This is a genomic window from Prevotella sp. MA2016, from assembly GCF_000619825.1.
Taxonomy (GTDB): Bacteria; Bacteroidota; Bacteroidia; order Bacteroidales; family Bacteroidaceae; genus Prevotella.
Genome location: NZ_JHUW01000009.1, coordinates 259,912 through 272,658, shown reverse-complemented (window position 1 = coordinate 272,658; position 12,747 = coordinate 259,912). Strand labels below are relative to the sequence as shown.

10 protein-coding genes are annotated in these 12,747 nt (G+C 47.0%); 5 read left to right on the top strand and 5 right to left on the bottom strand.

What is annotated here, in order from left to right; all coding sequences use genetic code 11:
* Window positions 1–891: a DMT family transporter gene (locus tag T360_RS0107265; protein WP_028912190.1), complete on the bottom strand. Its 891-nt coding sequence runs from the start codon at window positions 889–891 to the stop codon at window positions 1–3.
* Window positions 892–977: 86 nt separating this feature from the next.
* On the opposite strand from T360_RS0107265, the gene T360_RS0107260 reads away from it, so the two are divergent.
* The 3 genes from T360_RS0107260 to T360_RS0107250 are packed head-to-tail and all read left to right on the top strand — an operon-like array spanning window position 978 to window position 4,085.
* Window positions 978–2,405: a sodium:alanine symporter family protein gene (locus tag T360_RS0107260; protein WP_028912189.1), complete on the top strand. Its 1,428-nt coding sequence runs from the start codon at window positions 978–980 to the stop codon at window positions 2,403–2,405.
* Window positions 2,405–3,280 carry a DMT family transporter gene (locus tag T360_RS0107255; RefSeq protein ID WP_028912188.1) on the top strand — a complete coding sequence of 292 codons (876 nt, stop codon included), beginning with the start codon at window positions 2,405–2,407 and terminating at the stop codon, window positions 3,278–3,280. The genes T360_RS0107260 and T360_RS0107255 overlap by 1 nt, the downstream gene beginning before the upstream one ends.
* Window positions 3,281–3,290: 10 nt before the next feature.
* Complete coding sequence (locus T360_RS0107250) at window positions 3,291–4,085, top strand: Cof-type HAD-IIB family hydrolase (RefSeq protein ID WP_028912187.1); 795 nt, start codon at window positions 3,291–3,293, stop codon at window positions 4,083–4,085.
* A 5-nt stretch (window positions 4,086–4,090) separates the two neighbouring features.
* Here the strand turns inward: T360_RS0107250 and T360_RS0107245 are convergent, their stop codons facing one another.
* The 3 genes from T360_RS0107245 to T360_RS0107235 all read right to left on the bottom strand — a co-directional run bounded on the left by T360_RS0107245 (window position 4,091) and on the right by T360_RS0107235 (window position 9,482).
* Complete coding sequence (locus T360_RS0107245) at window positions 4,091–7,108, bottom strand: ATP-binding protein (RefSeq protein ID WP_081772729.1); 3,018 nt, start codon at window positions 7,106–7,108, stop codon at window positions 4,091–4,093.
* Window positions 7,105–8,055, bottom strand: a complete 951-nt coding sequence (locus T360_RS0107240) for an ABC transporter substrate-binding protein (protein WP_028912185.1) — start codon at window positions 8,053–8,055, stop codon at window positions 7,105–7,107. The genes T360_RS0107245 and T360_RS0107240 overlap by 4 nt, the downstream gene beginning before the upstream one ends.
* Before the next feature lie 113 nt (window positions 8,056–8,168).
* Complete coding sequence (locus T360_RS0107235) at window positions 8,169–9,482, bottom strand: MATE family efflux transporter (RefSeq protein WP_028912184.1); 1,314 nt, start codon at window positions 9,480–9,482, stop codon at window positions 8,169–8,171.
* An 87-nt stretch (window positions 9,483–9,569) separates the two neighbouring features.
* Here T360_RS0107235 and argS point away from each other — a divergent pair, with 87 nt between their 5' ends.
* Entirely contained in the window at window positions 9,570–11,348 is a 1,779-nt protein-coding gene (gene argS, locus T360_RS0107230; protein ID WP_028912183.1) for an arginine--tRNA ligase, read from the top strand.
* Window positions 11,348–11,806 carry an RNase H family protein gene (locus tag T360_RS0107225; RefSeq protein ID WP_028912182.1) on the top strand — a complete coding sequence of 153 codons (459 nt, stop codon included), beginning with the start codon at window positions 11,348–11,350 and terminating at the stop codon, window positions 11,804–11,806. Before argS ends, T360_RS0107225 begins: the two co-directional genes overlap by 1 nt.
* Before the next feature lies 1 nt (window position 11,807).
* Here the strand turns inward: T360_RS0107225 and ribD are convergent, their stop codons facing one another.
* The gene (gene ribD, locus T360_RS0107220; RefSeq protein WP_051523455.1) at window positions 11,808–12,728 is read right to left on the bottom strand and encodes a bifunctional diaminohydroxyphosphoribosylaminopyrimidine deaminase/5-amino-6-(5-phosphoribosylamino)uracil reductase RibD; all 921 of its coding nucleotides are present in this window, start codon (window positions 12,726–12,728) and stop codon (window positions 11,808–11,810) included.
* Window positions 12,729–12,747 lie beyond the last annotated feature (19 nt).

Genomic DNA, 12,747 nt, shown 5'->3' with positions numbered 1-12,747 from the left:
TTACTCCTTTTTACGCAGTTTCTCAACTATACCCATACCTGATAGAATGAGTATGGTGCCCAGTATAAACCATATTGTGATATGCTCTGAGAGTATCATCCAGGCAAAGAATATGGTGGTGACGGGGTTTAGATAAGCATAGTTGGTGGCTACAATAGAGCCAATGCGCTTGAGAGCCCAGTTCCAGGCCACGAAGCAGAGCATTGAGGCTATGCAGCCCAAGAACAGCAGATTCCATACCAATTCGGGATGGCCTTCCAGCAGATGGATGTTTAACTCGGGGTGTACTATCAGATAGGGAATCATAGATAGCAATCCGTAGAAAAACACTTTTCGGGTGATAAACACAATGTTGTAGCGGTCCTTGACAGAAGTGATAAACAGACTGTAGAATGCCCAGCATAGGCAGGCACAGAAAGCCAGCGAGTCGCCCAAAGGTGAGAGATGCAGCACAAAATGACCGTTCATAATCACAGCGATAGTGCCTGATGCAGCCATTAGCGTACCTACTGTCTGCCATCGGTTCAGTCTTTCCGACTTATAGAATAAGCCGATGAAGGCTGATGTGAAGAGTGGACACATGCTCACGATGATACTGGTGTTGGTGGTTGTGGTGTAGTTCATGGCAGTATTCTCTGTCAGGAAGTATAGCGAGCCACCAAATATGCCTAATGCAACCATTACCAATTCGTCGCGCCAGGAATCAGCCCTCCAGCGTATGCCTTTAGCAATGCAATAGCCCAGTAGCAGCACATAGGCAATGGCAAAGCGCAGCATGAATATCTGGGCTGCAGTAAAACCAGCCAGCAGTAGTAGCTTGGTATAAACAAATGTGGTTCCCCAAATGCAGACTACCAAAAACGCAACGATATGTGGTAATAATCGTTTCATAATGCTATTGAATTCATTATTTTTGCTGCAAAGGTAGTATTTTTATCCGAAAATTAGTAACTTTGCGCCCAAAATAGTATTTTTTTATGAACGAATTGATAACTCAGATAAACGATGCTGTGTGGGGCTATGTGCTGATAGCTGCTCTTGTGGGTTGTGGACTGTGGTTTACGATCAAGACGCGCTTCGTACAGTTTCGTATGGTGGGAGAGATGGTGCGCCTGTTGACTGATTCGGCTGTTGATACCGTGGGCGACCAGGTGAAGAACAAAGATGGCGAACCCAAACGAAAGCATATATCTTCGTTTCAGGCCTTTGCTGTGAGTGTGGCCACTCGCGTTGGCACGGGCAATTTGGCTGGTGTGGCATCAGCTATCGCCGTAGGTGGCCCTGGTGCAGTGTTCTGGATGTGGCTGATAGCCATCATCGGTTCGGCTACAGCGTTTGTAGAATCAACATTGGCCCAGCTGTTCAAACTGAAGCATAAGGACTCTTTTATTGGTGGTCCGGCCTACTATATTCAGCGTGGTTTGCATCAGCGGTGGATGGCAGTTACCTTTGCTATTCTCATTACCTGCCAGTTCGGTCTTTCCAACAATTCTATTCAGTCTAACACCATTTGTGGTGCCCTGCAGGAAGCCTTCGGATGGTCGCCTGTCTGGGTGGGCGTGGCATTGGCAGTCTTGGCGCTTTTCATCGCCTTTGGCGGTATACAGCGTATTGCTCATGTAAGTGCGGTGCTGGTGCCTGTGATGGCTATTGGCTACGTTGGTCTGGCCATTGTGATTATTGCACTTAACATAGAGCATATCCCTCATGTGTTTAAGGTGATTGTTGACGATGCATTCGGCATCCACCAAATAGCGGGTGGTGGCATAGGTGCAACTATCATGAACGGTGTGAAGCGTGGTTTATTCTCGAACGAGGCTGGTGAGGGTAGTGCGCCCAATGTGGCTGCAACGGCTGCTGTGTCGCACCCCGTGAAGCAGGGATTGATTCAGGCCTTAGGCGTTTTCACCGATACCTTGCTAGTTTGTTCTTGCACCGCATTCATCATCCTGATCAGTGGTCTTTACTCTGTTCCCGAGCTCAATGGTATCGCACTCACTCAGTCGGCTCTGCAGAGTGAGGTAGGTTCTGCAGGACCTGTGTTTGTGGCTATTGCCATCTTCCTGTTCGCTTTCTCGAGTATCATCGGTAACTATTACTATGGCGAGGCTAACGTTCGATTCATCACCTCTAATCCCCGTGTAATGACCACCTATCGCATCTGCTCGGCTGGGGTGATGGTGATGTTTGGCGCGCTGGCTAGTTTTGAGTTGGTGTGGAATATTGTGGATTTCTTCATGGCATTCCTGACAGCTTGCAACCTGATAGCCATCGTGTTACTGGGCCGCTACGCGTTCCGCTTGCTCGATGACTATCGCCAGCAGAAACGTGCAGGCATCAAGGAACCCGTGTTCCATCGCAGTCAGTTCCCTGAAATACAGAACGAATTAGAGTGCTGGGAGTGATGGACGAGACTAAACGTGGATTTGTGCAGCTGCACCTGAGTGTGCTGTTGGCTGGTTTTACAGGCTTGTTCGGACGTCTGATAACCCTGAATGAGGTGGACATCGTGTGGTATCGCATGCTGTTTACAAGTGCTATACTGCTGGTTTTTACCGGTCTGCCTCGTGTAGGATGGCGCAAGTTCTTGCAACTGTGCGGTTGTGGTGCACTCTTGGGACTGCACTGGATACTGTTCTATAGCAGCATTAAAGCCTCAAACGTGTCTATCGGTGTGATTTGTTTTTCGCTGGTTGGTTTCTTTACGGCCATCTTCGAACCGCTTATCTACCACCGCCGCCTGTCGTGGACAGAGCTGCTATTCTCGCTCATTACCGTGCTGGGAGTGCTGTGTATCTTCTCGCTTGATGCCCGCTATCGCTATGGTATCGGTATTGGCGTGGTGTCATCGGCCGTGTGTGCACTCTATGCTATCTGCAACAAGAAAGCCAGTGTGGATGTGCGTAGTCGTACTGTATTGATGTATCAGATGTCTGGTGGCATCGTTCTGGTGTCGATGATAATTCCTGTGTATCTGACATTCTTCCCCAGTCAGCAGCCTGTAGTGGTTATTCCTGAAGGCACAAATCTGTGGTTGATGCTCTGTCATGCCCTGTTTTGTACGGTAGGCATGTATCTCCTGCAGATTCAGGCGCTCAAACGCTTATCGGCTTTTACCGTCAATCTGACGTACAACCTTGAGCCTTGCTATACCATTATGCTGGCCTTTCTGATTTTCGGCGAGGCTCGTGAGATTAATTTTTCTTTTTATATTGGCATTGCCCTCATTCTGCTCAGTGTGCTCCTGCAAACTCACCGGGCGTTAAGGGCTAAAAAGTGATAACAAAGCAATGGAAACAAATACTAATTACGCATTATTTTTTGATATCGACGGCACATTGGTGAGTTTTGAAACGCACCAGATTCCAGCATCTACTATTCTGGCTCTCACACAGGCCAAGGCCAACGGGCATAAGGTATTTATTGCTACAGGGCGTCCACCTATTATTATTACTAACCTTAGTGCTATCGATCATCTGATAGATGGTTATGTGACTACAAATGGCGCTTACTGCTTTGTGGGCGACGAGGTGGTGGCTTGTAAATGTATCCCCGCTAACGAGGCCCGCTTTTTGGTTGATGATGCCATTGAGAAGCAGTATGGTATCATTGTGGTAGGCGAACGGGATGTGGCTGTGCTCGACCCTCATGGACAGGTGGATGAGATATTCCGTCAGCATCTAGCTGTAGAGAATCTGGATAAAGCCAAACCTATAGAGCATGTTCTGCAGCAGCGAATCATGCAGATAACACCATTTTTCAGTAAAGACTACGAAGCGCAGATGATGCAGCAGTTGCCTGGCTGTACCTCCGGGCGATGGCATCCGGCCTTTACCGATGTGACTGCACTGGGTGCCGATAAGGGTGAGGGTGTGTTGGCTATGGCGCAGCATCTGGGGCTGAATGCGAAACACACCATGGCTTTTGGTGATGGTGGAAATGATACCACGATGATACGTATAGCAGGAATAGGTGTGGCTATGGGCAACGCGATAGAAGAGCTGAAGCAAGAGGCCGACTACATTACTACCAGTGTTGATGACGAAGGTGTTCGCAAAGCATTGCAGCACTTCGGACTCATCTGAAAAAATCAGTTCAGCGGTAGCAACATCACAAAGCGTGCACCATCTTTGTAAGAGGTGTCGAGTATCACGTCGCCACCCAATCGGCGTGCCAATGAGCGTGCCACTGTGAGACCGATGCCTGTGCCGTCGTAGTGTTCATCCAACTGTACAAACTCGTCAAAGATACGGTCTGCTGCTTCCGCAGGGATGCCAATGCCTGTATCCTCTACAGTAAACAGCATGTTGCCTTCGTTGAGACTTATGCTGAGCGTTACGTGCTGCTGTTGGCTGACTACGTCAGTATCTGTTTCAGCTGGGCGGGTAAACTTACATGCATTGTCGAGTAGCATCGTGAGTGCCCGGGTGGCTGCCTTATCGTCGGTGGAAAGTATGGTTTGACTCTCTTTGTCGTCAGCCTGCATGTCGAACACCAGATGTGGTGCCTGGCAAACACAACTGGCATCAATGGCTTGCGCTGCAATCTGAACGGCAGGAATTTTATCCTGGCGTTCTATGACTGTCTGGCTGTTGGCATCGCTCAATTCCAGCATCTTATTTACCAGTCCGGTGATACGATTGGTGTTATCCACTATCTTCTGATTGATGTCTCTGCGTGTGGCTTCATTGATAGCCATGTCGGGTGTGGTGATAATTTGTGTAAAGCCGCTCAGGATATTCAGTGGTGTACGTATCTCATGCGAAATCTGTCGGATGAAATTGGTTTTCATCTTTGATGATTCCTCTGCCTTTGCGTTGGCTATCACCAGTTTATTATAGCTCACCTCCAGCAAGGCATGGGCGCGGCGTAGACGGCGGTAGAACTCAAACAATATGCCTAAGAAGATGACGAGTAGTAATACGATGATAGCGGTGCCTATCATTCGTTGTCTGTTCATCGAGGCTTGTTGCGCTGCTATCTGCTGCTCTTTCTGTTCTGTCTCATAGATAACAGCCAGTTCTTCTGCATCGTTGCGATGCTGGTATTCTTTTACCGAGTCGAGTAGATTGATAATTTCTTCGGCTTTGGCCAGTGCCTCTTCTTTGCGACCTGTCTTCAGCATTGCCTTAAAAATGGTTGCCGGACTGTCTATGAGATAGTCGAGGGTAGGGGGTACACCGGCCGCAACTTCGGCTGAGTCTATGCGTAGTGTGATATTGAGTAGTTTATCCCATTGCTCGGTTGTTTGCAGGAAATAGGCCTGAGAATACACGCCGCGTAGGGTCTTGGCATAGTCGGTTGCCAGATAATTCTGGTAGGCAGCTTCGGCTTCTTCCGGATGGCCGGTTTTTATCCACATGATGGCTTTATTGCAAGTAAGCATGGCTAGATAGGTGGCATAGTCTTTCATAGACACATTGTTGGCGCCATATTGCTGTAGGGCGCGCTCCATCATGTTGATCCATGGTTCTATGTGGTCAAACATGTTGAGATTCATGTAGTAGTTGGCAATATTCAAGGCTATCAGGAAGCTGCTTTGCTGGCAACTTGCATTATAGGGGAAGCTATGTGCTAGCTCTTCAGCACCTTTTCGAGCCTGCTCAAAAGTTTTCGTTGCTTCGTCGATATGGCTAAGTCTTAATTGGCATAAACCTATATTCAAGAGAAAATTATTGGTGTTGTCGCGTCCGATAATGGTGGTGTCTTTGCTAGCCACTTCATAGCCTCTTTTGGCAGATTCAAGTGCCATGTCGATGTTATTGTTATTCAAGTAGGCTGTGCTCATGGCCTTGAAAGCGTAATAGTATTGCGCCTTGTCTATTCGCATCAATTTATCGGTATCAGTAGCCTTCTTATAAAACATGAGGGCCGAACGAGCCTGCTCCATGTCGTCGTAATGGCGTGCACGGAGATAGTCGGCCTGGCAGGTAGCTACTGCGCCGGCATCTTCTAAACTGTCAAGAACTTGGAACCAGCGTTCGCCCTCGTAGTTAGCTAATATATTGGTTACTTTACTTGTTGCCTGTTCTTGTGGTTCCGATGCCTGTGCCGAGGTTTGTGGTTGTCGCTTTTGGCACGAAGTACTGGTTAATACGAGCAGTGTCAGGAAAACGGCTGCAAAGTGTCGGCGGCGGTATAAGCTGCGCCAGATGGGCATGAGTATAAGCATAATGGATATAAATAGAAGTGGCAATACGAAATAGAATAACGTGTAGTAATTGCTTAGAATCACCTCGTCGGGGCAAACCAGAGCTATGCTCCATCCTGTTTGGCGGAAGGGCATATAGAATACATGGCTCTGAATGCTGTCGAGCATGAGCGACTTATAGCCTGTTTCGCCATTAGTCATAGCCCGTCCCAGAGAGGTGAGTGCTGTGTCGGGATGTTCGAGTGTAGAAGTGAAGATGGTTTCGTATAGCAGTCGGGTGCTGTCGGGGTGAACGATATATGTGCCGCCTAATCCCAGTAGCATGCAGTAAGATTTCGGCATGGGATGATAGTTGGAAATCTGGTCGGTAAACCATTGTAACGGCATATCAACAGAGAGTACGCCAACGGTGTGGTCGGGGCTGCCCTGTATGGGTTGGCAGTATGAAGTCATGATATCACTCACTATGATTCCACCTGTATTCTGCTCTACAAAGGGCTCAACCCAGTATGAATGGTATAACAGGCGTGGTATCAGATACCAGTCCATACAGTAATACTGATAGCGGTCGCTACCTTCTTGTTCGGTGGCTATACTGTCGCCGTTATCATACGAGTAGGCTGAGAAATATTGGCCCTGGTTTTTAAAAAAATGAGGGTCGAATGCTATGCTGCAGCCTTTTATATCGGGGTTTTCTTTAACAAATTGGCGGCTATAGGCAAACATTTTTTCTGGCTGATCGATGTGTTGTTCGATTTGTGGAATTAAACTGTCTGCTGCAACTTCTATCTTATGCATGCGCCGATCTGTATCCTCCATCACTTGTCTTAGCGACTCTACGGCTTCATTCATGGCCTGCTGTTGGATAGTCTGACGACTATAGCGTAACAAGAGGCACAATAATATCAGAAGAATTGTGCCTAAGCCTGCAGTTATCCATGGATGTTTCCGTATCATAGTCCTATCAGTTCTTTATAAGTTACTTCGCGTTTCAGCATTCCTGCTTCAAGCATGAGTTTGTTGGCCTTCTGCACCATGTCGGCTCGCACACGGAATTCGCGGCGTTTTGAATCCTGGTCTATCTGCAAGCGCAATACCTCTTCAAGCATCATCTTCTGCATGATCCGGTTGGTGTGTACACCGTTGTTCCTGACATACTTCATGACGATTTCCAGTGCCTTGTCGGGGTGAGCTGCTACCCATTCCCAACCACGGCGGCTGGCTGCGGCAAACTTAGAGACCGTATTGCGATGCTTTAAAAAATATTGGCGTTTTACATAGATACCATTCTCCTGTATGTTGTAATTATGCTCGCTAAAACGGTACATCCCCTGTTCAGGCAAGTTGAAACCAGCCTGCTTCAGTTGGCACAATTCATTGTAGCTTACTACCATGGTTGCATCTACAGCACCCGATAAAAACAGATTGATATGGCTGGTGAAGCGCACCCATTCATAGTCCATCCCTTCATGTTTGCTCATAATCAGCGCTAGGTAGTTAGGGTCTGAATTAAAGATGGCCACACGCTGACCTTTCATCTTCAAGGGGTCAGCTCCCCAGCGCGATACAAGGATATTGCTGCTATTCATGGAGTCCTGGAAAATGTTGACTATGGCAAAACCTTGTGATATGAAGTCTATGGCCGACATCATCGAAAACATAGCAGCATCGCACTCGTCGCTTTTGATGCGGTTTAATGCCGAACTGGTTAGTGACGGATGCTGTATCACCACATCCAAGTCCATCTCGTCATAAAATCCTAGCTCTTTAGCTACATAGTAGCCAGCAAACTCTGCCTGAGCAGTCCAAGCGGTAGTAAACACAAATCTTTCACCCTTTGCTGTTGTTGGGAAAAAGAGTATAACAGCAAAGACGATGAAAACATGTTTAAGGCTGTGTATCATTATATTTCTTATTTTCGGCTGCAAAGATACAATCTTTTTCTCTATTTTTTTTGCTCTTTTTGTTACTATTTTTGTATTTTATCAAGAAAATACTTATCTTTGCAAAAATGTAATTAAAACCTGTATGTATGATAAATCAGATTCTTAAACCAAAAAGATTGAATAATGCCTCTTGACAGCAGATAGATAATCTGAGCAAGCCATAAGGCATGGTTGCCGAGGTAAGAGGAAAGTGCTATATAGACAATAAAAAAGAGTAGGGAGGAGATAAATGACGACACCAGCATTCCGCGCGTGGCGGTGATGCCAATGAAAACGCCATCCCAGATGAATGCCAATGCACCTGATATGGGCAGTAGCCAAACCCAGGAAATGAAAGTATGGGCTGTTGATATCACCTCGGGCTCGTTGGTGAGTATTTCTACAATCGGCAAACTGGCCACTATATATACTGCGCTGAATATCATAGTTACAGCGGTGGCCCATCGGAACAAGCGGCGTAGCGTTTCTGAGAAGCCTTCGCGGTTACGGGCGCCATACATTCTTCCGCAAAGAGCCTCACCGGCATAAGCAAAACCATCCATGAAATAAGAGAAAAACAGGTATAACTGCATCATGACAGCGTTGGTAGATAATATAATCGCGCCGTTGCGGGCGCCTGCTGCGGTGAAGAATAGATTGACTGCTACGAGGCAGAGCGTGCGAAGAAAGATGTCGCGATTGATCTGAAAGAACTTCAGCATTTGGCTCTTCTGAAAGATGGGGCCACGTAAGTATTGGGCTTTTAGCATACGGCGGTAATAGCGTAGCAGTAGCACTATCGCTAAGATAAAACCGCTATATTGTGCGATGAGTGTACCTAATGCCACCCCCTCCATCTTCATGCCAAAAACATAAACCAACGAGAGACTTGACAGGATATTAACTACATTCTGCATGATGGATATAAGCATTGGAATGCGTGTGTTCTGCATGCCAATATACCAACCCATCAGACTGTAAAGTCCAAGCATGGCGGGTGCTCCCCAGATGACAATGTTGAAGTAGGTACTTGCAAAAGGTATGACGTCGGCAGTGGGGCTGATAAGCCAGAACATAAGCCATTTAAGGGGTGCCTGGCATATAATCAATCCAAAGGCAATACCAAATGAAATGCTGATGGAGCGCACCAACAAGTGTGTTATCTCGGCAAAGTCTCTTCTTCCTAAAGCTTGCGAGGTGGTGCCACTCGTCCCCATACGTAAAAAACCGAACAGCCAGTAAACAAGATTGAATATCATTGAGCCCACGGCAACGGCACCAATATAGGCTGCGCTACCCATGTGACCTACGATGGCCACATCAATCATGCCAAGCAGTGGTACGGTGATATTCGAGACGATGCTCGGCAGGGCTATTTGAAGTATCTGTCGGTCTCTATGATTCATTTTCGGGGGCAAAGGTACAATTTTTTGTGCTCTAAGTATCTAATTTCCACATATTTTTATTAATTTTGCACCCAAAAATCGGAAGATATGAATATTGAAGCATTAATCAGCAAGGCTGCAGGCGAAGCCGTAAAGGCTCTCTATGGTATGGATGCCACAGAGAAGATGCTGCAGTTACAGAAGACAAGAAGTGAGTTCGAGGGTAACCTTACCTTGGTAGTTTTCCCCTTTGTAAAGGCTGCCAAGAAGAGTCCGGAGCAGACAGCACAGGAGATTGGTGAGTATCTGGTTGCCAACTGTGCTGCTGTAGAGAAGTTTAATGTCGTAAAGGGTTTCCTGAACCTGAGTATTGGCGATGGCGCTTGGCTGCAGTTGCTCGAGGCTATCGACAAGGATGAACGCTTTGGTATGAAGCCGGTTACCGATGAAAGTCCTCTTGTGATGATTGAATATTCATCTCCAAACACCAACAAACCTCTGCATTTAGGTCATGTGCGCAACAACCTGCTGGGTTGGAGCTTGGCACAGATTATGGAGGCCAATGGCAACAAGGTGGTGAAGACCAACATCGTGAACGACCGTGGTATTCATATCTGTAAGTCGATGCTGGCTTGGTTGAAGTATGGCAACGGAGAGACACCTGAGACAAGTGGCAAGAAGGGTGACCACCTGATTGGTGATTACTATGTAGCCTTCGATAAGCACTATCGTGAGGAGGTAAAGGAGCTGGTAGCTCAGGGTATGGACGAAGAGAAAGCCAAGCAGGAGGCTCCATTGATTAAGGAAGCTCACGAGATGCTGGTGAAATGGGAACAGAATGATCCCGAGGTTCGTGCTCTCTGGGAGAAAATGAACAACTGGGTTTATGCCGGTTTCGATGAGACATACAAGAAGATGGGCGTGTCGTTCGACAAGATCTATTATGAGAGCCAGACTTACCTAAAAGGTAAGGCAAAGGTTGAAGAAGGATTGGCCAAGGGCTTGTTCGAGCGCCATGAGGATAATTCTGTTTGGGCCGATCTTACTAATGAAGGCCTGGACCAGAAGCTGCTGCTGCGTAGCGATGGAACAAGTGTTTATATGACTCAGGACATCGGTACTGCCGAGATGCGCTTTAAGGATTATCCCATCGATAAGATGATCTATGTGGTAGGTAACGAACAGAACTATCACTTCCAGGTGCTCTCTATCCTTCTGGATCGCTTAGGATTCAAGTGGGGTAAGGAACTCACCCATTTCTCTTACGGTATGGTAGAACTGCCAAATGGTAAGATGAAGAGCCGTGAAGGAACAGTGGTTGATGCCGACGACTTGATGGCACTGATGGTAGAAGATGCTTATAAGACATCAATGGAGCTGGGCAAATTCGATGATATGACTGAGGAAGAGCGCCGTGAGATTGCCCGCGTGGTTGGTATGGGCGCACTGAAATACTTTATCCTGAAGGTTGATGCTCGCAAGAACATGCTCTTCAACCCCGAGGAGAGTATCGATTTCAACGGGAATACAGGTCCTTTCATCCAGTACACTTATGCCCGCATCCGTTCTATCCTGCGTAAAGCAGCTGGTATATCTACCACTATTAGTACTACAAGTCTCGCAGACAAAGAAGTTGAACTGATCCAGAAGATGAATGAGTTTGGTGCAGCCGTAGAGCAGGCTGGCAAGGATTACTCGCCATCGGGTATTGCCAACTACTGCTATGAGCTCACAAAAGTGTTCAATCAGTTCTATCATGACTATAGCATTCTGAATGAAGCCGATGAGCAGAAGAAAGCTGTGCGTTTGATGCTGGCTCAGAATGTGGCTAAGATTATTAAGAATGGTATGGCTCTGCTGGGAATTGAAGTCCCAGAGCGTATGTAATGCAGAACCCTCCTGATTATAGACACGACACCGTACTGCCCTTGCCCATGGAGGTAAGGGCAGACGCGTGGGCTGTTGATGCAGCCTGCTCTGGTAATCCCGGACCTATGGAGTATCAGGCTATTGACCTGCAGACGGGGGCTCAGGTATTTCACTTTGGTCCTGTACATGGCACTAACAATATAGGTGAATTCTTGGCCATTGTGCATGCTTTGGCGCTTTGTTGGCAGAAAGGATTGCACAACAAAACGATTTACTCCGATAGCTATAATGCCATTCTGTGGGTATCAAAGCGTAAATGTAAGACCAATCTGGAGCGAACTCCTAAAACGGAGCAGCTATATCAAATTATCGCCAGGGCAGAGAGGTGGCTGCAGACCCATGATTATAGGAATCCCATTATCAAATGGGAGACTCAGAAATGGGGAGAAGTTCCTGCCGATTTCGGAAGAAAATAGATTATCCTTCTCTTCTGAAGATAAGAATAATATTATTACCGTATTTTTCACTGCTAACCACCTTTGCGTTGGCAGGTACTTTTGGTGCCTGTGTGCCGCCATCAGTGGTCATCACGGTGTTTATCTCTAAACGGATTTCGTCCCATAATTCTTGGTTCAAGAAAGAGCGTAGCGTTTCTGCGCCGCCCTCTACAATCAGTGATTGTATATTTTGGGCATGCAGACTCTCCAGATTGAGTGGATGAGCATGATCTATCACCATTCGTTTTGGGTCGTGGCCATACCATTCGCGAACATTTAATTGAGGATGCTCCCGTTCGTCAGTAATTCGGCCTACTAATATAGCGTCTTCTTCGGAGCGAAGCTTGTGGGAGAGCATCTTGGTGAAGTCGTTAGAGATTTGAACAGCCTGGAAATGATCATCGATAAATCCATTAGCTGTTTGAGCCCATTTTAAGATGATGTATGGACGATGTTCCTGATGAAATGTGAAGAATCTGCGGTTCAAGGCTTTGCATTCTTCTTCGAGTACTCCAACCTTAACCTCTATGCCGGCATCGCGTAATTTCTGAATACCGCGACCTTGAACTTCGGCGAATTCATCGATACAACCTACAACAACACGGCGCACCCCCTTCTTGATAATCAGATCGGCACAAGGAGGCGTCTTGCCATAGTGTGAACAGGGCTCTAACGAGACATAGATGGTTGACTGAGGTAGCAGAACTTCATCCTCGGCTCGTACCGAGGCAAAGGCGTTTACCTCAGCATGGGCCAAACCGCAACGTACATGATACCCCTCGCCGATAATCTGGTCTTGATACACTATCACTGCGCCTACCATAGGGTTGGGTTTGGCGTTTTGCTGTCCGTTCTTGGCCAACTGGATGCAGCGTTGCATGAATTTTTCGTCGATACTCATATAATTATTAATTCTTATC